Source organism: Streptomyces sirii (genome assembly GCF_045690365.1).
Taxonomy (GTDB): Bacteria; Actinomycetota; Actinomycetes; order Streptomycetales; family Streptomycetaceae; genus Streptomyces; species Streptomyces sirii.
Genome location: NZ_CP147982.1, coordinates 4,697,923 through 4,720,624 on the forward strand (window position 1 = coordinate 4,697,923; position 22,702 = coordinate 4,720,624).

At 69.2% G+C, this 22,702-nt stretch carries 18 protein-coding genes, 2 tRNA genes and 1 pseudogene; 8 read left to right on the plus strand and 13 right to left on the minus strand.

The window, feature by feature from the left end:
• Positions 1–3 precede the first annotated feature (3 nt).
• Positions 4–76, minus strand: a tRNA-Ala gene (locus tag WAB15_RS21070).
• A 127-nt stretch (positions 77–203) separates the two neighbouring features.
• On the opposite strand from WAB15_RS21070, the gene WAB15_RS21075 reads away from it, so the two are divergent.
• Both WAB15_RS21075 and WAB15_RS21080 read left to right on the plus strand, forming a co-directional pair.
• Positions 204–752 carry a helix-turn-helix domain-containing protein gene (locus tag WAB15_RS21075; protein WP_393485730.1) on the plus strand — a complete coding sequence of 183 codons (549 nt, stop codon included), beginning with the start codon at positions 204–206 and terminating at the stop codon, positions 750–752.
• Between the two features lie 48 nt (positions 753–800).
• Positions 801–2,111, plus strand: a complete 1,311-nt coding sequence (locus tag WAB15_RS21080; RefSeq protein WP_407287177.1) for a serine/threonine protein kinase — start codon at positions 801–803, stop codon at positions 2,109–2,111.
• Positions 2,112–2,151: 40 nt separating this feature from the next.
• Here WAB15_RS21080 and WAB15_RS21085 read toward each other — a convergent pair whose 3' ends face one another.
• The 12 genes from WAB15_RS21085 to dnaA all read right to left on the minus strand — a co-directional run bounded on the left by WAB15_RS21085 (position 2,152) and on the right by dnaA (position 18,759).
• Positions 2,152–3,546: a hypothetical protein gene (locus tag WAB15_RS21085; protein WP_407287178.1), complete on the minus strand. Its 1,395-nt coding sequence runs from the start codon at positions 3,544–3,546 to the stop codon at positions 2,152–2,154.
• Between the two features lie 32 nt (positions 3,547–3,578).
• Entirely contained in the window at positions 3,579–5,507 is a 1,929-nt protein-coding gene (locus tag WAB15_RS21090; protein ID WP_407287179.1) for a vWA domain-containing protein, read from the minus strand.
• Between the two features lie 232 nt (positions 5,508–5,739).
• The gene (locus tag WAB15_RS21095; protein ID WP_003958712.1) at positions 5,740–5,874 is read right to left on the minus strand and encodes a DLW-39 family protein; all 135 of its coding nucleotides are present in this window, start codon (positions 5,872–5,874) and stop codon (positions 5,740–5,742) included.
• Between the two features lie 189 nt (positions 5,875–6,063).
• A tRNA-Ile gene (locus WAB15_RS21100) sits at positions 6,064–6,137 on the minus strand.
• A gap of 88 nt (positions 6,138–6,225) precedes the next feature.
• Positions 6,226–6,930: a DUF3566 domain-containing protein gene (locus WAB15_RS21105; RefSeq protein WP_407287180.1), complete on the minus strand. Its 705-nt coding sequence runs from the start codon at positions 6,928–6,930 to the stop codon at positions 6,226–6,228.
• A gap of 15 nt (positions 6,931–6,945) precedes the next feature.
• Positions 6,946–9,537: a DNA gyrase subunit A gene (gene gyrA, locus WAB15_RS21110; protein ID WP_407287181.1), complete on the minus strand. Its 2,592-nt coding sequence runs from the start codon at positions 9,535–9,537 to the stop codon at positions 6,946–6,948.
• Between the two features lie 50 nt (positions 9,538–9,587).
• Positions 9,588–11,642, minus strand: a complete 2,055-nt coding sequence (gyrB, locus tag WAB15_RS21115) for a DNA topoisomerase (ATP-hydrolyzing) subunit B (protein ID WP_407289262.1) — start codon at positions 11,640–11,642, stop codon at positions 9,588–9,590.
• 297 nt (positions 11,643–11,939) lie between these two features.
• Positions 11,940–12,476 (minus strand): DUF721 domain-containing protein, encoded by a 537-nt coding sequence (locus WAB15_RS21120; protein ID WP_399145857.1) that lies wholly within the window; start codon positions 12,474–12,476, stop codon positions 11,940–11,942.
• The gene (recF, locus tag WAB15_RS21125; protein ID WP_407287182.1) at positions 12,473–13,609 is read right to left on the minus strand and encodes a DNA replication/repair protein RecF; all 1,137 of its coding nucleotides are present in this window, start codon (positions 13,607–13,609) and stop codon (positions 12,473–12,475) included. The genes WAB15_RS21120 and recF overlap by 4 nt, the downstream gene beginning before the upstream one ends.
• Positions 13,610–13,678: 69 nt before the next feature.
• A complete protein-coding gene (gene gnd / locus WAB15_RS21130; RefSeq protein ID WP_407287183.1) occupies positions 13,679–14,557 on the minus strand; it encodes a phosphogluconate dehydrogenase (NAD(+)-dependent, decarboxylating) in 879 nt (292 codons plus the stop codon).
• Between the two features lie 215 nt (positions 14,558–14,772).
• Positions 14,773–15,903 (minus strand): DNA polymerase III subunit beta, encoded by a 1,131-nt coding sequence (gene dnaN / locus WAB15_RS21135; RefSeq protein ID WP_084772151.1) that lies wholly within the window; start codon positions 15,901–15,903, stop codon positions 14,773–14,775.
• Between the two features lie 972 nt (positions 15,904–16,875).
• On the minus strand, positions 16,876–18,759 hold the full coding sequence (gene dnaA / locus WAB15_RS21140) for a chromosomal replication initiator protein DnaA (protein WP_407287184.1): 1,884 nt from the start codon (positions 18,757–18,759) through the stop codon (positions 16,876–16,878).
• Between the two features lie 376 nt (positions 18,760–19,135).
• Here dnaA and rpmH point away from each other — a divergent pair, with 376 nt between their 5' ends.
• The 6 genes and pseudogenes from rpmH to rsmG all read left to right on the plus strand — a co-directional run bounded on the left by rpmH (position 19,136) and on the right by rsmG (position 22,583).
• Positions 19,136–19,273 (plus strand): 50S ribosomal protein L34, encoded by a 138-nt coding sequence (gene rpmH, locus WAB15_RS21145; RefSeq protein WP_003949374.1) that lies wholly within the window; start codon positions 19,136–19,138, stop codon positions 19,271–19,273.
• A 23-nt stretch (positions 19,274–19,296) separates the two neighbouring features.
• Positions 19,297–19,665: pseudogene (gene rnpA / locus WAB15_RS21150) on the plus strand (ribonuclease P protein component); the annotation flags it as partial.
• A gap of 86 nt (positions 19,666–19,751) precedes the next feature.
• A complete protein-coding gene (gene yidD / locus WAB15_RS21155; RefSeq protein WP_399145853.1) occupies positions 19,752–20,069 on the plus strand; it encodes a membrane protein insertion efficiency factor YidD in 318 nt (105 codons plus the stop codon).
• Positions 20,070–20,072: 3 nt separating this feature from the next.
• Positions 20,073–21,200 carry a membrane protein insertase YidC gene (gene yidC, locus WAB15_RS21160; protein WP_399145852.1) on the plus strand — a complete coding sequence of 376 codons (1,128 nt, stop codon included), beginning with the start codon at positions 20,073–20,075 and terminating at the stop codon, positions 21,198–21,200.
• 14 nt (positions 21,201–21,214) lie between these two features.
• Entirely contained in the window at positions 21,215–21,721 is a 507-nt protein-coding gene (locus tag WAB15_RS21165) for a protein jag (RefSeq protein WP_399145851.1), read from the plus strand.
• Between the two features lie 136 nt (positions 21,722–21,857).
• Positions 21,858–22,583, plus strand: coding sequence for a 16S rRNA (guanine(527)-N(7))-methyltransferase RsmG (gene rsmG / locus WAB15_RS21170; RefSeq protein ID WP_399145850.1), 726 nt, complete (start codon positions 21,858–21,860; stop codon positions 22,581–22,583).
• Positions 22,584–22,702: the final 119 nt, after the last annotated feature.

The following is a 22,702-nucleotide window of genomic DNA, read 5'->3' on the forward strand; positions in this document are numbered from 1 at the left end:
AAGTGGAGCCTAGGGGAGTCGAACCCCTGACATCTGCCATGCAAAGACAGCGCTCTACCAACTGAGCTAAGGCCCCTTCGCGCACCAGGGTACCCGGTGTCCGGCCGCTTTCCCGACCGGGTATCGCCGCACACCGTCGCTCTCCGTAGGATGCTTCGCGTGATTCGCGGCAGCGAACCGACCGGGGAGACAGGGGACAGGGCATGGACGCAGCACAGCAGGAAGCCACCGCGCGGGCCCGGGAGCTCCAGCGCAGTTGGTACGGGGAGCCTCTGGGTGCGCTGTTCCGCCGTCTCATCGACGACCTCGGTCTCAACCAGGCCCGGCTGGCCTCGGTGCTCGGCCTGTCCGCGCCGATGCTCTCCCAGCTGATGAGCGGGCAACGCGCGAAGATAGGCAACCCGGCTGTGGTGCAGCGGGTCCAGGCGCTGCAGGAGCTGGCCGGTCAGGTCGCGGACGGCAGCGTCAGCGCCGCCGAGGCCACCGACCGCATGGAGGAGATCAAGAAGACGGCGGGCGGCTCGGTGCTGAACAACACCGCGCAGCAGACCTCGTCGACGGGGGCGACCACGGTGCGGCGCGTGGTGCGGGAGATCCAGTCGCTGCTGCGATCGGTCTCCGACGCCGGCGACATCATCGATGCGGCGAACACCCTCGCCCCCACTCACCCCGAACTGGCAGAGTTCCTCCGGGTCTACGGTGCCGGTCGTACCGCGGACGCGGTCGCGCACTACGAGGCGCACCAGGGCTAGACCCGCAGCCACAGGGGACGTCGTGAGTTCAGAAGCGGACGGGGCGCAATGGGTGAGATCTTCGCCGGTCGGTACGAGCTGATCGATCCGATCGGACGGGGCGGGGTGGGCGCGGTCTGGCGCGCCTGGGACCACCGGCGCCGCCGCTATGTCGCGGCCAAGGTGCTGCAGCAGAGCGATGCGCACACACTGCTGCGGTTCGTCCGCGAACAGGCGCTGCGGATCGACCATCCGCATGTGCTGGCCCCGGCGAGCTGGGCCGCGAACGACGACAAGGTGCTGTTCACCATGGACCTGGTGAACGGCGGCTCGCTGGCGCATCTGATCGGCGACTACGGGCCGCTGCCACCGCGGTTCGTGTGCACGCTCCTGGACCAGCTGCTGGCCGGGCTCACCGCGGTGCACGCGGAGGGCGTGGTGCACCGCGACATCAAGCCGGCGAACATCCTGCTGGAGTCCACCGGCACCGGCCGGCCGCATCTGCGGCTGTCGGACTTCGGCATCGCGATGCGCAAGGGCGAACCGCGCCTGACCGAGACCAACTATGTGGTGGGCACGCCCGGATACTTCGCACCGGAGCAGATGCTGGGTGCCGAACCGGACTTCCCGGCCGACCTGTTCGCGGTCGGCCTGGTCGCGGTGTATCTGCTCACCGGCACCAAGCCGGACGCCGAGGCCCTGGTCGGGCACTTCGCGCAGCACGGCATCCCCAGCGCGCCCGAGGGCGTACCGGAGCCGCTGTGGCACGTCCTGGCGTCCTTGGTGCACCCGAACCCGGACTCCCGGTTCAAGACGGCCACGGGCGCGCGCAAGGCGGTCCTGGCGGCGGTCGAGATGCTGCCGGACAGCACGCTCGAGGACGAGGTCGTCGAGGTCTTCGACCACATAGGCCCGCTGCCGGCCGGGTTCGGACCGGACGGGCCCCTGGCGTCCGAGGATCCTTCCGGGACCCCGACGTCCGGCGCCGCGGTGGGCGGCGGTGCCACGGGGCACGGCTCCATGTCGGACACCGGCAGCTTCCAGCTCGCGCCGCCGGAGCCGAGCACCCCGCCGACACCGACGCCGGCACCGGCCTCCACCCCGGCTCCCGTGCCGATGCCGACGCAGACGCCTCCCCCGCTGCCCGCGTACGAGCCCACGGCCGCCGTCCGTCCGGAGTACCCCGCGACCCGCCCCTACACGGCCGGGCCGCACCCTGTTCCCGCACCGTCTCCGCACGGCGCGACCGTCGCCGCCCCGGCCGCGGCGCCGCCCGCGCCGTACAGGAAGCCGGGACCGCCCGCGAAGGTCGCGGTCCCGGTGCTGATCGTCGCGCTGCTGTGCATCGCGGTCGGGGTCTGGGCGCTGGTCTCCGCCTGACGCGCCGCTGCGGGGCGGGCCGCTGTGCGGCGGAGCCCGGCTACCAGCCCTGCGGCGGCCCGGACTGCCGGGTGTGCTGGGCCTGTTGGACGGACTGCGTCGGCTGGTGCGGCAGCACGGGCTGTGCCTCCGGTCCGCCGGCAGCACCCTGGGCCGCGGCCGCCGACCGCCGGGCCAGCAGCGTCCACGCCCCCAGCCCCACCAGCAGCACCACACCCGTGCCGATCCCGGCGTAGGCCACCGTCATCAGCGTGCCGCTCTTCTCCGCCTCCTGCGCGGACTGGCCCTTCTGCGCCGCTTCCTGGTCCTCGGGCGTCACGGAGAACACGCTGGTCGGCTCGGCGTAGCCGGGCCCGGCCTTGGCGGTGCCGCGGACGTCCACCCGGAGGGTGAACGGCGTGCCCTTGGGGAAGTACCGTGCGGCGTCGGGGTGCAGGGTGACCTCGAGGTAGTACCAGCCCGCGAACCGCATCGCGTTGACCTCGCGGGACGCGTTGAAGCGATTGCCGTAGTCGACGGGGGCGGTGAACTCCTCGGCGCCGGCCGGCTTTCCGGTGTACGAAGCGAAGGTGCCGTCGCCGACCGCGCCGCGCGCCGGATTGTAGACGGCCAGTCTGAGCGCCCTGGCGAGGAAGCCCGAGGCGGTGCCGGCGGAGGTGTTCGGCAGCTCCGCGCTCAGGTTGAGCCGCTGCCCCCAGTCCACCGGTACGCGGTAGAAGCGGGTCTCGCCCGGTCTGATCCGGTCCTGCCAGACGCCGGTGGCGACCGAGCCGGCGTCGTTGAAACCGGTACCTCCCTTGGCGCTGCGCTTGGTGGGGTCCGTAGGCAGCTCCGGCGCGGCGGTGCTCCAGGTCCCCTCGCCCGGCTGGGCGGGGGTGTTGCCCTTGAGCGGGGGCTCTTCGAGGTAGTCCAGCTCGATCGGCCAGGTCTCGGGTCCCGAGGTCGCCGATCCCTTGCGCGTGATCACCAGGTAGTACGGGCCCGCCTTCTGGCAGCCCGAACGGTCGGCGCCGATGCGGCGGGTGGCGTAGTCGGCGAGCGGATAGGTCATGCCACCGCCGTTGAAGGACGGGCTGGCCTCGCTGTCGCAGGTGGCACCGCTGCTGTCCGTGACGTTGAGGGTCAGCTTGTCGCCGTAGTCCTCGACCTTGGTGCCGGGCTTGGGCGCGGCGGCCACCGAGAAGTAGGCGCTGTGCTTGGCGTCCAGCGTGACGGCGTAGTACTTCTGCTCGCCGCGCTTGATGGCGTCGGAGTGCAGACCGGGCTTGAGCTGCGGTGCGTCCGTGGCGCTGGCGGTGCCGGTGACGGCCGTGGCGCCGTCCGCCGTCCGGTAGCCCGGGACTTCGTCGGCCGAGGCCACCCCCACCGTCCCCGGCAGCACCGTCACCGCGGCGAGCGCCGCCAGCACGGCGACCGCTCTGTTGCGGTGTTTCACGTGAAACACCGTCCGAGTCGTCATGCGCCCCGTCACCACGAGCCACCCCTCATCGGATCCGAATTACCCTCTTCGGCCGTCGGCTTCCTGCGAGCCCGTACGTAGGCCAGCGCGAGACCGGCCAGCAGCAGCACGCCCACTGCACCGACGGCGAGAGCCACCACACGTCCGGTGGACCATCCTCCACCGCCACCGTCCCCGCCGTCCGCCGAGGGCTCGGATTCGCCCGGAGAGGTGTCGGCCTTGGCAGCGGACGCTCCGGCTTCGGGACCGGACTTCCCCTTGCCCAGCACGGCGACCCGCAGCACCACACCGATCCGCGGATTCTCCGCGATCTGGGAGGCCTTGGCGCCCAGCGTCACCGCCAGATAGAAGTCGCCCTTGTGGTGCACGGGAATCACATCGGGGTGTGCCTCATAGCGGTTGGTCCAGGAGACCGGAACCGTTCCCATGCTGAGCGACGCCAGCCGCCCGTTGTAGGGCGACTGCCGGCTGAACTCGCCGGTGCCGCTGCCGACCGGCGCGCGGAACGGCGTATAGACCTGGGTGGCCCCGTAGGACGTGTGGGAGCTGTATCCCTGGACCGTCGGCTCGTTGGCGAACTCCACGTCGTAGCGCAGCTGCTGGCCCCAGCCGACCGGCACCTTGTACCAAAGGGTCTGCGCCGGAAGGATCTTGTCCCGCCAGACACCCGGGTGCAGCCTGCGGGCGTCGTTGAAGCCGGTGCCGCCGGTGACGTCCTTGGGGGTGCCGGTCGGCAGGGTGGCGTCCTTGCCGCCCACGCCGTACTCCGGCTCGGACTGTGCAGGGGTGACACCCTTCACCAGCGGCTGTTCCACGTGAAACGTCAGCTCCATCGGCCAGCGCGCGGCATCCGAGCCCTTGGCGGCCTTGCGCTCGACGACCAGCCAGTAGCGGCCCGCCTTGTCGCAGGTGCTGGTGCCGCTCTGCGAGGGGACCCGGCTCACGCCCGAGGTCAGTGGCGTGGCGCCCTCTGTCTGGCCGAACATCTCGCTGGTGGAGTCGCAGGAGCTGTCGGTGCCGTAGGCGATCCGGGTGCGCAGCGTGTCGAGGGAGTCGACGGCCGCGCCGGGCTGCGGCACCACGGTCGCCGAGAAGTCGGCGGTCGAGGTGGCGTCCAGATCGGTGGCGTAGTAGCGCTCTTCGTTGGGCCCGATGGAGTCCAGATACTGCCCGGGAGCGATGACGGGCGCGCCGCTCCCGGTCGCCGTACCACGGACCTGCTTGCCCTTGAACCGATAGCCGTCCGCGGAGAGTTGGCCGGCCCGCTGGAGCTGACGGGCCAGTGACTTCGCGTCAGGCGCGTCGTAGTACTGACCGTTGCCCGCCTTGGCGATGCACTCCAGCTGGGCGCGGGCCTTGCCGGCCACCTGGAAGCCGATGGCGTCGATGTGCAGATCGACGCCGGACGCTGCGAGTTGGGCCGCGACCTTGCACGGCGGCGGGGTCTGGCAGTTGTCCTCGCCGTCGGAGATCAGCAGGATCGTGCGTTTGCCGATCGAGCCGCCGGCGGGCCGGGGGAGGTCCTCGGCCGCCTTGCGCAGGGAGAGCCCGATGGGGGTGTCGCCCTTGGGCTCAAGGCCCGCGACGGCGTTCTTGATGCCCGCACGGTCGAGGGGCGCGACCGGTTGGGCGAGCCGGGTGTCGTCGCAGCCCTTGGGCTTGTCGGCGCCGTAGACCCGCAGGCCGGTCGGATAGCCGTCCGGCAGTGCGTCGACGACCGTGCCGACGGCCTTGCGGGCGGAGGCGATCCGGGTGCTGCCGGAGCCGTCGTCGTCGGCCATCGAGCCCGACGAGTCGAGCACCATCACCATGCCGGTGCCCTCGATGGGCGGTGCCTTGGCGGGTGTGGCCGCGATGGCCTGAAACGGTGCGGCGGTCAGGGCCAGCAACAGCCCGCCGAGCAACGCCACCGCCCCCCTGCATGGTCGGTGTGCCATGTCTTGATCCCCCTTGTGTCCTGCTGGTCACATCACAGACAGAAACTTTGCTAATGCAATCTAGTGGTGTGCTATAGCAAACTCAAGAGGATCACCGTCACGGTACCGCAACGACAACCGGCCACCCCGGTCCGGCCATCGCATGCCACCCCGCCCGCCCCCGGACATGCGAAACCCCGATCACCCAGCGGCAATCGGGGTTTCGCACCAGCGTGCTGTGCGTTTATGGGTCTCAGACACCCGAACCTGCGGGCACGGAGTCGGTCGCCTCCGTCCACAGATCCTGCTCGGCGCGATCCGCCTGGATCTGGCGGTACACGAGGAGCCCGCCGATGGCGGCCAGTGCGACCAGGAGAAGCTTCTTCACCGCGCGACCTCGTCTTTCGTTGACGTAGGGGACCTATGTCGGCCGATGATACACACCGGCCGATACCGATCGGTTACCTAGCCCGCAGTCGGCAACACCTCGTCCGAGGCCTGCGCCACGAGCCAACTTCCGCCTCCGTACAACGAATCGGCCCGGCCGGGGAGTTCCCCGGCCGGGCCGATTGTGCAGTGCGGCTACCAGGACTTGAACCTGGGGCCTCTTCCTTATCAGGGAAGCGCTCTAACCGTCTGAGCTATAGCCGCGCGTTCGCTGCAACGAAAGATTAGCGCACTTCAGAGGCGTTCCCAAAATCGGTTCCCGAGGGCCCCCGGAAGCCCTCCCGCCGAGCACTCACTCGTCCTCGGCGAGCGTGAGCTCCACACCACCGACGAAGCCGGCCGACAGGTTGTAGATGAAGGCGCCGAGGGTGGCCAGCGCGGTCGCCAGCACCACATCGATCACCGCGATGATCGACGTGAACAGCAGCACGCGCGGCAGCGACAGAAACGACTGCAGGTCGAAGCCACTGCCGTCACCGGAGCCGGTCGCCTCGCTGATCGTCCCGCCGACGGTGGTGAACACACCCATCGCGTTCATGACCATCCACAGCACCGCGACGGCCACGACCGTGCAGATGCCCAGCGCGATCGAGAGCAGGAAGCTGACCTTCATCACCGACCACGGATCGGCCCGTGCCACCCGCAGCCGGGCCTTGCGCGTCCTGGGGACGGTACGGGCGCCCGTGCGCGGTCTGCGCACCGCCTGCCCGCCTTCCTGCCCACCGCCGGTGGGATACGCCTGAGGCGGCTGATACGGCTGCTGTGGGGCGCCCTGAGCCGGCTGGGCCGGTCCCTGGGAATGCGGCTGGGACTGCGGTTGCGGCTGTGGTTGTCGAGTGTCGGACACGGTTCTCCCCTGGTGCGAGCCCTCGTCTAGGGGGCCGTCGTCAGAAATGGCGGAGCCACGGGCGCTGTGCTCCGTCACGGTAGCGGGTCCGGACGGGGAGCTCCCCCTGCCTCCCCGTCCACCCGCCGCAGCGCCCGTGGCTCCACTCACGACCTACTCCTTGCGCTACTCCGCCGCGAGCTCGGTCCCCTCGGCCTCCTCGGGCACCTCGCCCGCGTCGACCTCCTCGGCTTCCCGGCCGGCCTCGGCGTTGCGCGCGATACCGACGACGGCGTCCCGCTTGCCCAGGTTGATCAGCTGGACGCCCATGGTGTCACGGCCGGTCTCACGGACCTCGTTGACCCGGGTACGGATCACGCCACCGCCGAGGGTGATGGCGAGGATCTCGTCCGTCTCCTCGACGACCAGCGCGCCGACCAGCGAGCCCCGGTCCTCGACGATCTTGGCGGCCTTGATTCCCAGGCCGCCGCGGCCCTGGACGCGGTACTCGTCGACCGCGGTGCGCTTGGCGTAGCCGCCGTCCGTGGCCGTGAAGACGTACGTACCGGCGCGGACCACGTTCATCGAGAGCAGCTCGTCGCCCTCGCGGAAGCTCATGCCCTTCACACCGGAGGTGGCGCGGCCCATCGGGCGCAGCGCGTCGTCCGTCGCCGTGAAGCGGATCGACTGGGCCTTCTTGCTGATCAGCAGCAGATCGTCGGTGTCCGACACCAGCTCGGCGCCGATCAGCTCGTCGTCCGTGCCGTCCTCCTGCTCGCGCAGGTTGATCGCGATCACACCGCCGGAACGCGGGGAGTCGTAGTCCTTGAGCGGGGTCTTCTTCACCAGGCCGGCCTTGGTGGCGAGCACCAGATACGGCGCGGCCTCGTAGTCGCGGATCGCCAGGATCTGCGCGATCTGCTCGTCCGGCTGGAAGGCGAGGAGGTTGGCGACGTGCTGGCCGCGCGCGTCGCGCCCCGCGTCGGGGAGCTCATAGGCCTTGGCGCGGTAGACCCGGCCCTTGTTCGTGAAGAACAGCAGCCAGTGGTGGGTGGTGGAGACGAAGAAGTGGTCGACGATGTCGTCTTCCTTGAGCTTCGTGCCCCGTACGCCCTTGCCGCCGCGCTTCTGCGAGCGGTAGTCGTCGGTCTTGGTGCGCTTCACATAGCCGCCACGGGTGATCGTGACGACGATGTCCTCCTCAGCGATCAGGTCCTCGATGGACATGTCGCCCTCGAAGGGCACGAGCTTGGAGCGCCGGTCGTCGCCGAACTTCTCGACGATCGCGGCGAGTTCCTCGCTGATGATCTGGCGCTGCCGCTCGGGGGAGGCCAGGATCGCGTTGTACTCGTTGATCTTGCGCTGCAGCTCGTCGTGCTCGGCGGTGATCTTCTGGCGCTCCAGGGCGGCCAGCCGGCGCAGCTGCATCTCCAGGATCGCGTTGGCCTGGATCTCGTCGATCTCCAGCAGGCCCATCAGGCCCTCGCGGGCCACCTCGACGGTCTCACTTCGCCGGATCAGCGCGATGACCTCGTCGATGGCGTCCAGCGCCTTGAGGAGACCGCGCAGGATGTGCGCCCGCTCCTCGGCCTTGCGCAGCCGGAACTTCGTACGGCGGACGATGACCTCGATCTGGTGCGTCACCCAGTTGCGGATGAACGCGTCCAGGGAGAGCGTGCGCGGCACGCCGTCCACCAGGGCGAGCATGTTCGCACCGAAGTTGGTCTGCAGATCGGTGTGCTTGTAGAGGTTGTTGAGGACGACCTTGGCGACCGCGTCCCGCTTGAGGACGATGACCAGGCGCTGGCCGGTGCGCGAGGAGGTCTCGTCGCGGACGTCCGCGATGCCGCCGATCCTGCCGTCCTTGACCAGGTCGGCGATCTTCTGCGCGAGGTTGTCCGGGTTGACCTGGTAGGGCAGCTCGGTGACCACCAGGCACTGGCGGTTCTGGATCTCCTCGACGGCCACCACCGCGCGCATCGTGATCGAGCCGCGGCCGGTCCGGTAGGCCTCCTCGATGCCCTTGCGGCCCACCACCAGCGCGCCGGTGGGGAAGTCCGGGCCCTTGATCCGCTCGATCAGGGCGTCCAGCAGCTCCTCAGGGGAGGCCTCCGGGTGCTCCAGCGCCCACTGGGCGCCGGCCGCGACCTCGCGCAGGTTGTGCGGCGGGATGTTCGTCGCCATACCGACCGCGATACCGGCCGAGCCGTTGATCAGCAGGTTGGGGAAGCGGGCCGGCAGGACCGTCGGCTCCTGGTTGCGGCCGTCGTAGTTGTCCTGGAAGTCGACGGTCTCCTCGTCGATGTCCCGGAGCATCTCCATGGACAGCGACTTCATCTTGCACTCGGTGTACCGCATGGCCGCGGCCGGGTCGTTGCCCGGGGAGCCGAAGTTGCCGTTGGAGTCCACCAGCGGCATCCGCATCGACCACGGCTGCGCCAGGCGCACCAGCGCGTCGTAGATCGAGGAGTCGCCGTGCGGGTGGTACGTACCCATGACGTCGCCGACGACGCGGGCGCACTTGTAGAAGCCCTTCTCGGGGCGGTAGCCGCCGTCGTACATCGCGTACAGCACCCGGCGGTGGACGGGCTTGAGGCCGTCCCGCACGTCCGGCAGCGCACGCGAGACGATGACGGACATCGCGTAGTCGAGGTAGGAGCGCTGCATCTCCGTTTCGAGCCCGACGGGCTCGACGCGCATCCCGACGCCCTCGATGGCGGCGGGCGCGCCCTCGGCGGTCACGCCGTCCGGGGTCACAGGGGGGTTCTCGTCGGCCATGGTGGTTCAAAGTCCTTTCGAGCTGCGGCTGTTGTTCGGGCCGACAGGGCTCAGATGTCGAGGAAGCGGACGTCCTTGGCGTTGCGCTGGATGAACGAGCGGCGTGCCTCGACGTCCTCGCCCATGAGCACCGAGAACAGGTCGTCGGCGCGGGCCGCGTCGTCCAGCGAGACCTGGCCGAGGACACGGTGGTCGATGTCCATGGTCGTCACCCGCAGCTCCTCGGCGTTCATCTCACCGAGACCCTTGAACCGCTGGATGGAGTCCTCGCGGATCCGCTTGCCGTTCTGCTTGCCGAGCTCGACCAGCGCGTCCCGCTCCGCGTCGGAGTAGGCGTACTCGAAGTCGTCCCGGCCCCACTTGATCTTGTACAGCGGCGGACGGGAGAGGTAGACGTGTCCGGCCTCGACCAGCGGGCGCATGAAGCGGAACAGGAACGTCAGCAGCAGGGTGTTGATGTGCTGGCCGTCGACGTCGGCGTCCGCCATCAAGATGATCTTGTGATACCGGAGCTTCTCGATGTCGAAGTCCTCGTGCACGCCCGTGCCGAAGGCCGAGATCAGCGCCTGGACCTCGTTGTTCTGCAGGATCTTGTCGACCCGTGCCTTCTCGACGTTGAGGATCTTTCCTCGGATCGGCAGGATCGCCTGGTACTCCGGGTTGCGGCCGGACTTGGCCGAGCCGCCGGCGGAGTCACCCTCGACGATGAAGATCTCGCACTTGGTCGGGTCGTTGGACTGGCAGTCGCTCAGCTTGCCCGGCAGCGACGCCGTCTCCAGCAGGCCCTTACGGCGGGTCAGATCGCGCGCCTTACGGGCGGCCACACGGGCGGTGGCCGCCTGGATGCCCTTGCGGATGATGTCCGCGGCCTCGTTGGGGTTGCGGTCCAGCCAGTCGTTGAGGTGCTCGTGGACCACCTTCTGGACGAAGGTCTTGACCTCGGTGTTGCCCAGCTTGGTCTTGGTCTGGCCCTCGAACTGCGGCTCGGCGAGCTTGACCGAGATGATCGCCGTCAGACCCTCGCGGATGTCCTCACCCGTGAGGTTGTCGTCCTTCTCGCGCAGCAGCTTCTTGTCGCGCGCGTAGCGGTTGATCAGACCGGTCAGCGCTGCGCGGAAGCCCTCCTCGTGGGTACCGCCCTCATGGGTGTGGATGATGTTCGCGAAGCTGTAGACGCCCTCGCTGTACTGGGTGTTCCACTGCATCGCGAGGTCGACGGAGAGGTTCCGCTCCTTGTCCTCGGCCTCCACCGAGACCACCGTCGGATGCACCAGCTCGCCCTTGCGCGAGTTGAGGTACTTCACGAAGTCGACGATGCCGCCCTCGTAGTGGTACCGCACCGAGAGCGGCTTGCCGTCCTCGTCCACGTGATCCGGGCGCTCGTCCTTGAGCGAGATGGTCAGCCCCTTGTTGAGGAACGCCATCTCCTGGAAGCGCCGCGACAGCGTCTCGAAGCTGTACGTGGTGGTCTCGAAGATCTCGCCGTCGGCCCAGAACGTCACGGACGTGCCGGACTCCTCGGTGGCCTCGTGCTTGGCCAGCGGGGCGGTCGGGACGCCCTGCTTGTACTCCTGGGTCCAGCGGTAGCCGTCCGTGCGGATCTCGACGGCTACCCGCTGCGAGAGGGCGTTCACGACGGAGACACCCACGCCGTGCAGACCACCGGAGACCGCGTAACCGCCGCCGCCGAACTTGCCACCGGCGTGCAGGACAGTCAGCACGACCTCGACGGCCGGCTTGTTCTCGGACGGCACGATGCCGACGGGGATGCCGCGGCCGTTGTCGACGACGCTGACGCCGCCGTCCTCCAGGATCGTCACGTCGATGGTGTCCGCGTGCCCGGCCAGCGCCTCGTCGACGGAGTTGTCGACGACCTCCTGCACGAGGTGGTGCAGACCGCGCTCACCGGTCGAGCCGATGTACATGCCGGGGCGCTTGCGGACCGCGTCCAGGCCTTCGAGGACGGTGATCGCGCTGGCGTCGTACGACTTCTCCACTGAGGAGTCGCCCAGGGCGCCGGCAGGAACCCCCTCTTCAGTAGAAACCGTGTTGTTCTCGTTGAGGTCGCCGGAGTCGGCCACGAAGCGCCCTTTCTGGCACAGCACGAGCCCTTCCGCGCCTGTGCGGGTCACCCCGGGTGGACAGGCGGGAGCGGCTGCGTCGTTCGACATGTTCCGCGAGTGGGCGGGATTGCCACCAGTCTACCGGTAGCGCTGACACTCATGGGGGTTTGCAGGCACCTGAGTCGTCATGTGCCGCCCTGAACTAGCGTCCGCCGACTCCCCATATCCGAGAAGGGGCCCCAGGACGCTCACACGGGCACTCAGCGCTTCCGACTGTCAACCGCCGGCTACCGTGAGCGGAGTCTCATCCGCCTCATGCGTTTACCGGGGCCTGGGGGCTCACCCGTAGGTGTCGCCGGGGCCCTTGCTGCCCGGTGCGCGCAGGGCTCCGTACCGGCGCGCGGGGCCACCGGGACCCAGCACCTTGATCAGCTTCACGGTGCCGTGGCCGAGGTCCTCGTTGAGGCGCGCCACCAGCGTCGGAGCCAGCAGCCGCAGCTGCGTCGCCCACGCCGTCGAATCGCACTGCACCGTCAGCACCCGGGCGTCCTCGTCGTACTTCTGCGGCTCGCAGTGCTGCGCCACCTCGGGCCCGACCAGCTGCGGCCAGCGCCCCATCACCCCGCCGACCGCGGCCGGGGTCTCCCAGCCGCGCTCCGTGATCAGCCGGTTGATCGCCGCGCCGAGCGGCAGCGGATCGCGGCCGTCCGCCCGTGCACCCGAGCGCAGCCCGCCGCCGCGCCGGGCCTGCTTCTTCTGCTGTGCGGCCGCGCCCCGCGCACGCGCCTGCTCCTTGGCGGCCACCAGCGCCTGCCGGGCCAGATCCACACCGGACAGTTCCGGAGGCTTGGGCCGGCCGGGCTGCTCCTCGCTCACGAGGCCACCCGCTCCACGGCGCCGTCCGACACCGCGTAGCGCGCCCCGGTCAGCACGCCGGGCACGTCGTCGTCCACCGCGGCGGTCACCAGCACCTGCTCGCCCGGGGCCACCAGCTCCGCCAGCCGCTCCCGGCGCCGCGCGTCCAGCTCGGCGAAGACGTCGTCGAGCACCAGCACCGGCTCATTGCCCTCGGCACGCAGCAGGTCGTACGAGGCCAGCCGCAGCGCCAGCGCATACGACCAGGACTCGCCGTGGCTGGCGTACCCCTTGGCCGGCAGCTGCCCCAGCTTGAGCAGCAGATCGTCGCGATGCGGGCCGACCAGCGTCACCCCGCGCTCGATCTCCCCCTTGCGGGCCTCGCCGAGCGCCGCCAGCAGCACGCCGTACAGCTCCTCGCGGGTCGAGACGGCGGCCATCGCCTCGCCCGCCGAACCGCGGTACTCCAGCGTCAGCGGCCCGCCGCCCGGCGCCAGCTGCTCGTACGCCTTGTCCGCGAGCGGCTGCAGCGCGGCGATCAGATCGAGGCGCTGCGCCAGCAGCTCGGCCCCGGCCCGCGCCAGATGCTGGTCCCAGACGTCCAGCGTCGACAGGTCCATCTGCCGCCCGCCGTGCCGCCGCGCCAGCGCCGCGGTCTTGAGCAGGGTGTTGCGCTGCTTGAGGACGCGGTCGTAGTCCGAACGCACTCCGGCCATCCGCGGCGAGCGCGCGGTGATCAGCTCGTCCAGGAACCGCCGGCGCTCACCGGGGTCGCCCTTGACCAGCGCCAGATCCTCCGGCGCGAACAGCACCGTCCGTACGATGCCGAGCACATCACGCGGTCTGACCTGCGAGGACCTGTTGATACGGGCGCGGTTGGCCCGGCCGGGGTTCAGCTCCAGCTCGATCAGCTGCTGCCGCTCGCCCTGGACGACCGCGGCACGGATGACGGCCCGCTCGGCGCCCATCCGCACCAGCGGGGCGTCCGAGGAGACCCGGTGGCTACCGAGCGTGGCCAGATAGCCGACCGCCTCGACCAGATTGGTCTTGCCCTGGCCGTTGGGGCCCACGAAGGCCGTGACGCCCGGGTCGAGCGGGACCTCGACCCGGGCGTACGAGCGGAAGTCGGCGAGCGACAGATGCGATACGTGCATGGCGGTGCGCCGACCTCCCCCGGCTTTCTGTTTCCTTGCCGCTACTGCTGTTGATGCTGTTGCTGCTGATTACTTCTTGCTCTCGACCGCGTGGCCACCGAACTGGTTGCGCAGCGCGGCGATCATCTTCATCTGCGGGGAGTCGTCCTGACGGGACGCGAAGCGGGCGAAGAGCGAGGCCGTGATCGCGGGCAGCGGCACGGCGTTGTCGATCGCGGCCTCGACCGTCCAGCGGCCCTCACCGGAGTCGGCGGCGAAGCCCCGCAGCTTCTCCAGGTGCTCGTCGTCGTCCAGCGCGTTGACGGCCAGGTCGAGCAGCCAGGAGCGGATGACCGTGCCCTCCTGCCAGGAGCGGAAGATCTCGCGTACGTCGGTGACGGAGTCGACCTTCTCCAGCAGCTCCCAGCCCTCGGCGAACGCCTGCATCATGGCGTACTCGATGCCGTTGTGGACCATCTTCGCGAAGTGACCGGCGCCGACCTTGCCGGCGTGCACCGAGCCGAACTCGCCCTCGGGCTTGAGCGCGTCGAAGATCGGCTGCACCTTGGCGACGTCGTCCTTCTCGCCGCCGTACATCAGCGCATAGCCGTTCTCCAGGCCCCAGACGCCACCGGAGACACCGCAGTCGACGAAGCCGATGCCCTTGGCCTTCAGCTCCTCGGCGTGCTTCTCGTCATCGGTCCAGCGGGAGTTGCCGCCGTCCACGACGATGTCGCCCGGGGAGAGCAGCTCGGCCAGCTCGTCGATCGTGGACTGGGTGGCGGCGCCGGCCGGCACCATGACCCAGACCACCCGCGGGCCCTTGAGCTTGCCCACAAGCTCCTGGAGGCTGTTCACATCCGCCAGGTCCGGGTTGCGGTCGTAACCGACGACGGTGTGGCCGGCGCGGCGAATGCGCTCGCGCATGTTGCCGCCCATCTTGCCGAGACCGACGAGACCGAGCTCCATCAGAGACCCTCTTTGCACGTAGTCGTTGCTGGTGTTCCCGAGTCCGAGCCTACGCCCGCAGGTCCGTGCACAGCTGTGGGCTCAGCCGCTCATCGGGGCCCTGTCAGCCAGTCGCCGCAAGGGCTCCGATGAGCGTCCGGGCGCTCGGTCCGGTGCCGGCCGACGGCCGCACCGGCGTGTGCCGCAGCGCGCGGCCGACCCGCGCGCTCCCAGCGTCAGCCCGACAGCCGGACCGGCATGATCAGGTACTTGTACGCGTCGTCCGCCTCGGCGTCCTTGGCCGGACGGCCGCTCAGCAGCGCGGGCTTGGTGGACGTCGTGAAGGACAGCTGGGCCACCGGGGAGTCGATGGCCGACAGGCCCTCCAGCAGGAAGCCGGGGTTGAAGGCGATCGAGATGTCGTCGCCGTCCAGATCCGCGTCGACCCTCTCCACAGCCTGTGCATCGTCGCTGGAGCCGGCCTCCAGGATCAGCACGCCCTGCTCGAAGCTCAGCCGGACCGGAGTGTTCCGCTCGGCCACCAGTGCCACACGCTTGACGGCCTCGACGAACGGGGCGGTCTCGATCACGGCGACGGAGTTGAACTCGGTCGGGAAGAGCGTGCGGTACTTGGGCAGGTCGCCCTCCAGCAGACGCGTCGTCGTCCGCCGGCCGGCGCCCTCGAAACCGATCAGGCCCTCGCCCTGGCCGGAGCCGGACAGCGCGAGCGTGACGGTGTCACCGCTGCTCAGCGACTTGGCGGTGTCCAGCAGCGTCTTCGCCGGGACCAGCGCGACCGCGGAGGCGTCCGGGCTCTCGGGCTTCCACAGGAACTCGCGCACCGCGAAGCGGTAGCGGTCGGTGGAGGCCAGGGTGACGGTGTCGCCCTCGATCTCGATCCGCACGCCGGTGAGCACCGGGAGGGTGTCGTCACGGCCGGCGGCGATGGCCACCTGGGCGGCGGCAGCGGCGAAGACCTCACCGGGGACGGTGCCGGTGGCGGTGGGCATGGTCGGCAGCGACGGGTACTCCTCCACAGGAAGGGTGTGGAGGGTGAACCGCGAGGAGCCGCAGACGACGGTCGCTCGTACACCGTCGGTGGAAATCTCCACCGGGCGGTTGGGGAGCGCACGGCAGATGTCGGCGAGCAGCCGGCCGGAGACGAGGACGGTGCCCTCCTCCTCGACCTCGGCCTCCACCGAGACCCGCGCCGAGACCTCGTAGTCGAAGCCGGAGAGGCTCAGTGCGCCGTCCTCCGCCTTCAGCAGCAGGCCCGCGAGGACGGGCACCGGCGGACGGGCCGGGAGGCTCTTGGCCGCCCAGGCCACTGCCTCCGCGAGTACATCGCGCTCCACCCGGATCTTCACCGGAAACCGCCTCCTGCTGTTGCTGGCTCTCGCCCTGCTGGCCTTCGTCGTCGGCTGGGTTGCCGGAGACCAGTCTGACGCACGCCACCGACAGTCGGTGCGGCTCGGGGTCAAGTCGGTTCGACCGGTCCCGGACGCTCGGCGGCCAACTTGTGCACAGGCCCCGTTTCCGAACGAGTTCCCCGGTAGATATCCGTGGTCGTAGTAGTAGGGGCTGTGGAAACCGTGGACAACTGCCTTTGCGCAGGTCAACGCGGATTTTTTGTCCACTGCCCCTGTGGGCGGCGGCCGTGGAAAAGCCGGGGGTTCTGTGGACCGCCGGAAGTTCTGCACACCCGATGCACAGGGCAGGGGTACTTCTCCCCAGTGCCATCCCCAGCTTTACCCGCGTTCCCCACAGCCCAACCCACCACCTTGGTGTGACCGCTTTCACTCGGCGTGGTGAGGAGGGGTGTTGCGTTGCCGAACAGTGGACAGGGGTGTGGAGAAGCCGGGGATTGCTGGGGACAACAACCGTTCTCCTGTGGGCGGCCGGTGGACAAGACATCCACCGCCCTGTGGACGGAAACATTGTCCACAGCCTGTGGAGAGCCGTTGGCCACATTTCCACACGCTGCTGACCTCCCCCGATGATCCGTCAGAAGCTCGGCCTGTGGATCCCACAGGGATAACTTTCCTCTCCCCAGGGTGTGGACGGAAGAATCTTGCCCAATCTGTGGAGAGAGGCCGTGACCAGGCACGGAATCGAACACAGCCGGCCCGCTCCACAGGTTTGGGACGGATCCGGGACGGGATCGGGAGGGGATCGGGAGGCGTCCTGGAACGGACCGGGAGGGCTCCGGGAGCGCGAGGCGGCGGCTCCGGGCGGCTGTGAAGGGGGCAGGAGCGTCCACCCCTCCCCCTATACGCAAGGGCGCCCCGGGAGCGGATCCCGGGGCGCCCTTGGTGCGCCGGTGGCGGTGGCCGGCGGCCTCAGCCGTTCTTGATGCGGTTGGTGAGTTCGGTGACCTGGTTGTAGATCGAGCGCCGCTCTGCCATCAGCGCGCGGATCTTGCGGTCGGCGTGCATCACGGTCGTGTGGTCCCGGCCGCCGAACTGCGCGCCGATCTTCGGCAGCGAGAGATCGGTCAGCTCGCGGCACAGGTACATGGCGATCTGCCGGGCGGTCACCAGCACCCGGCTGCGTGAGGAGCCGCACAGATCGTCGATGGTCAGCCCGAAGTAGTCGGCGGTGGACGCCATGATCGCGGTCGCGGTGATCTCCGGCGCGGCATCCTCGCCCCCGGGGATCAGATCCTTCAGCACGATCTCGGTCAGCCCCAGGTCGACGGGCTGCCGATTGAGCGAGGCGAACGCGGTGACCCGGATCAGCGCGCCCTCCAGCTCGCGGATGTTCCGCGAGATGCGGGACGCGATGAACTCCAGTACCTCCGGCGGCGCGTTCAGCTGCTCCTGCACCGCCTTCTTGCGCAGGATCGCGATCCGGGTCTCCAGCTCGGGCGGCTGGACGTCGGTGATCAGGCCCCACTCGAAGCGGTTGCGCAGCCGGTCCTCCAGGGTGACCAGCTGCTTGGGCGGCCGGTCACTGGAGAGCACGATCTGCTTGTTGGCGTTGTGCAGCGTGTTGAAGGTGTGGAAGAACTCCTCCTGCGTCGACTCCTTGCTCGCCAGGAACTGGATGTCGTCGACCAGCAGGATGTCCATGTCGCGGTAGCGCTTGCGGAACGCGTCCGCCTTGCCGTCGCGGATGGAGTTGATGAACTCGTTGGTGAACTCCTCCGAGCTCACGTACCGCACCCGGGTGCCCGGGTACAGGCTCCGCGCGTAGTGCCCGATCGCATGCAGCAGATGGGTCTTGCCCAGGCCCGACTCCCCGTAGATGAACAGCGGGTTGTACGCCTTGGCCGGGGCCTCGGCGACGGCCACCGCGGCGGCGTGCGCGAAGCGGTTCGAGGCGCCGATGACGAAGGTGTCGAAGAGGTACTTCGGGTTCAGCCGCGCGGTCGGCTCACCGGGGCCGGTCGCCGGCGCGGGCTGCGCGGCGAGCGGGCTGGGCGCACCGCTGGGCGCGGGCAGTGCGGCGCCGGGACCGGAGCGGCCGTTGTGCCCGCCGGGCTGGTGCTCGGTGAGATCGCGGCGCTGCTGCTCGTACGCGGAGCGCCCACCGTCGGAGTGCTGCGGCGGCCCGCTGCGGTCGGGGGCCTGCGCGCGGTAGTCGTTCTGGTGCTGCTGGTGCTGCGGCATGTGCGAGGGGGAGGCGTACGGGTCGCGCTCGGGGAAGCCGCCGAGGTGCTGCTGCTGCCATCCGTAGTCGTCACGCGGTCCGGGGCCGCCGGCGAGGGGGGCGGAGTGCTGCGGCCAGGAGCCGGGCTCGTGCCGGGGCTGCTGGTAGTCGGGGTAGGCGGGCCGCACGCCGGGCATGTCGTCGCCCTGGTGCCCGTAGCCCTGCCGGGTGTCGTGGCGGCGCTCGTAGTCGTACGCGTCGTGCTGCTGCGGTGACTGATGCGGCTGCTGGTGGTGCGGGGCCTGCTGCTGGGGCTGGTGCTGTGGCGACTGGTGCTGCGCCGGCGCCGGGGGCTCCTCGGAGGAGTCGTCGACGGTGATCGCGATCCGGATCGGCCGGCCGCACTCATGGCTGAGGGCTTCCCCGATCAGCGGTGCCAGCCGGCCCTCGAGCACGCCCTTGGCGAATTCATTGGGGACGGCGAGCAGTGCGGTGTCGGCGACCAGCGCCAGCGGCTGGGTGCGCTTGAGCCAGTCCTGGTCCTTGGGCTTGAGGCCGTCGGCTTCCGCCCGGAGGAGATGGTCGAGCACTCGGGGCCACACTGCGGCAAGATCGGCAGGTACATCAGCCACAGGGCACGCTCTCTCACAGTCCCACGAATGTGTGATTCTCAGGACGGGCGGGAAGGAATCGGAGTTCAGCCACGGTAGTCAGGGCGGGCCTGGGGATTCAAGTTGTTGTCCACAGGCTGTGCATAGTGTGTCCTGACGAGCGGCTCCTCGTGCTGCCGAGGAGCCGGTTTGACCGGATGGCGTAGCCGCGCGTACCGTGACCAGGTCGAGTTGTCGATGGCTGCTGCCGCCTGCCTCCGATGGGCAAAGATCGCGCTCTGGTGATCGTGAAGCGGTGCACTTAGGCGTTGCGAGCTACTCGTGGGCGCACGGTGACAGCCAGCGACGCCCCACATCTGTCTCAACTTGAGACAACAAGCATTCCTGGAGCCCCCGAGTGAGCAAGCGCACCTTCCAGCCGAACAACCGCCGCCGCGCGAAGACCCACGGCTTCCGTCTGCGCATGCGGACCCGCGCCGGCCGCGCGATCCTCGCGTCCCGCCGTGGCAAGGGTCGCGCCCGCCTGTCGGCCTGAGCAGCCCGATCTAGGTCCATGACGTGCTGCCTACCGAAAATCGGCTGAGGCGGCGCGAGGACTTTGCGACCGCGGTACGCCGGGGACGCAGGGCCGGGCGCCCGCTCCTTGTCGTTCATTGTCGTAGCGGTGCAACGGACCCGCACGCGTCGGGGGAATGCGTTCCCCCGACGCGTGCGGGTTTCGTCGTGAGCAAGGCCGTTGGCATCGCGGTCGTGCGCAACAGGGTCAAGCGCAGACTCCGCCATCTCATGCGCGACCGGCTGGACCGGCTGCCCGCCGGTAGCCTGGTTGTCGTACGGGCCCTGCCCGGCGCGGGCGACGCGGATCACGACCAGCTGGCCCGCGACCTGGACGCCGCCCTCGAGCGGCTGCTGGGAGGGGCGCCGAAAGGCTGCAATCCCCCGGGAGCTGTGACCGGCGGCGGCAGCGCCGCGGGCTCCCGGAACCCTGGCCGGGGCCCGGGAGGGAGCGCACAGTGAAGTACCCGCTGCTGCTTTTGATCAAGATCTACCAGTGGACCATCAGCCCCCTGCTGGGCCCGGTCTGCAAGTACTACCCGTCGTGCTCGCACTATGGCTATACGGCCATCGACCGGCACGGCGCGGTGAAAGGGACTGCGCTGACGGCCTGGCGCATCCTGCGCTGCAACCCGTGGTCGCTCGGTGGCGTCGACCACGTCCCTCCCCGGAAGCATCCGGTCTGGCATCAGCGGCTGAGGAGCCGTCTGGGTGGGACTGCTGTCCATGAGCCCGCCGCCCAGCCCGAGACTCAGCCCAACGCCCAAGGAGCCTGATTCGTGGACACGATCCTGAATCCTCTCTATTACGCCGTTTCCTGGATCATCGTCCAGTTCCACTCGTTCTACGGCCTGATCTTTGACCCGAACAGTGGCGCGGCGTGGGGTCTGTCCATCGTCTCGCTGGTGGTGCTGATCCGTATCTGCCTGATCCCGCTCTTCGTGAAGCAGATCAAGTCGACGCGGAACATGCAGGCGCTCCAGCCGAAGATGAAGGCGATCCAGGAGCGCTATAAGAGCGACAAGCAGCGCCAGTCCGAAGAGATGATGAAGCTCTACAAGGAGACGGGCACCAACCCGCTCTCGAGCTGTCTCCCGATTCTGGCCCAGTCGCCCTTCTTCATCTCGCTGTACCAGGTTCTGAACCACATCGCCCAGAACAAGGTGGTCGGTGTCATCGACCAGCCTCTGCTGGAGAGTGCGCAGAAGGCGCACATCTTCGGCGCGCCGCTGGCGGCGAAGTTCATGGACAGTGCGGAGAAGATCGAGAGCCTGGGCGCCTCGGTGACCGATGTCCGCGTGGTCACGGTCATCATGATCGTCCTGATGTCGGCGTCGCAGTTCTTCACCCAGCGCCAGCTGATGACCAAGAACGTCGACCTGACGGTGAAGACGCCGTTCATGCAGCAGCAGAAGATGCTGATGTACGTCTTCCCGATCATGTTCGCCGTCTTCGGTATCAACTTCCCCGTCGGTGTTCTCGTCTACTGGCTGACCACCAACGTGTGGACCATGGGCCAGCAGATGTTCGTCATCCGTCGTAACCCGACTCCGGGCAGCAAGGCCTTCGAAGAGCGTCAGGAGCGGCTGCGGGCTAGCGGCAAGCTTGTCGAGGCTCCGGCCGAGATCGCGGCGAAGAAGGCCGCCGACGAGGCGCGTCAGAACCGTCAGCAGCCCAAGCGCCAGACGAAGGCCAAGCGGCAGACCGGTGGTGCTCCGGCAGCCGGCGGCACGCAGCGTACGCGTGCCGGGTCGGCGGGTTCTGCCGAGGGCGACGCGAAGAAGCAGTCGCTGGAGAAGAAGGACACGCAGGACGGCAAGGAGAAGGGCGGCGCCTCCGGGTCCCGCACCGCCAAGTCCGGACAGCGCAAGGGCCAGCAGCGCCCCAAGCACCCGTCGAAGAAGTAAGAAGGAGTCCTTTCGTGACGGACACGACCCCTGCCGCCGAGGGCACCGACACCCTGACCCGCCTGGAGCAGGAAGGCGAGATCGCGGCCGACTACCTCGAGGGTCTGCTGGACATCGCCGACCTCGACGGCGACATCGACATGGACGTCGAGGCCGACCGCGCCGCGGTGTCGATCATCAGTGACTCGACCAGCCGCGACCTGCAGAAGCTGGTGGGCCGCGATGGCGAGGTGCTGGAGGCGCTGCAGGAGCTGACCCGGCTTGCCGTGCACCGGGAGACCGGTGACCGAAGCCGTCTGATGCTCGACATCGCCGGCTTCCGGGCGCGCAAGCGCGAGCAGCTCACGGAGATCGGCGCGAAGGCGGCCGAGGAGGCCAAGGGCACCGGGGTGCCGGTGAAGCTCGACCCGATGACGCCGTTCGAGCGCAAGGTCGTCCACGACGCCGTGGCCGCGGCCGGGCTGCGCAGCGAGTCCGAGGGCGAGGAGCCGCAGCGCCGAGTGGTTGTCCTCCCGGCCTGACCGCTCAGCACTTCCGTTTTTCTTTGGCCCCGTCTGCTCGCAGGCGGGGCCAAAAGTTGTCAGCGTTCTGTGTTATTCCGGGTGAGTAGGCCCGGGTTCCCGGCAGGAAAAGCAGTCCAGAGGAAGGGCGGTTCCCGTGACGGAGGCAGCAGCGGAGCTCCCTCCTGCGCCGAAGGCGGCACAGGAGGTATTCGGCGAGCGCTATCCGGAGGCCGTGCGGTACGGCGAACTGCTCGCCGACGCGGGTGTGAAGCGAGGGCTGATCGGCCCGCGTGAGGTGCCGCGGCTGTGGGAGCGGCACCTGCTGAACTGCGCGGTGCTCTCCGAGGTGGTGCCCGAGGGCGTCTCGGTGTGCGATGTGGGTTCGGGGGCCGGGCTGCCCGGTATCCCGCTGGCGCTGGTACGCCCGGATCTGAAGATCACGCTCCTGGAGCCGCTGCTGCGGCGGACGAACTTCCTCCAGGAAGTCGTCGAGCTGCTCGGCCTCGACCATGTCACCGTCGTGCGGGGGCGGGCCGAAGAGGTCATGGGCAAGCTTCCCCAGGTGCATGTGGTGACCGCGCGCGCCGTCGCGCCGCTCGACCGGCTCGCCGGCTGGGGCGTTCCGCTGCTGCGCCCTTACGGCGAGATGCTGGCGCTCAAGGGCGATGCCGCGGAGGAGGAGCTCAAGGGCGCCCGGGCGGCGCTGAGCAAGCTCGGTGTGGTGGAGACCTCGGTGGTGCAGGTGGGCGAGGGCGTCGTGGATCCGCCGACCACCGTGGTGCGGGTCGAGGTGGGCGAGAGCCCCGGCGGTGTGCGCTTCGCGGCCAAGCGGGCGAAGGCGGCCCGCGTCAGCCGTGCGTCGAGGGGGCGCCGACGCTGATGTTCCCGTGCCGGCGCGGAACAGGCCGGCATTGATGTGAGGGATGTCCCGTTCCGCGAAATAGGGGAACGGGTTAATTCCATAAACGCCATCAAAACCACCCAAGACGGAGTGTCGCG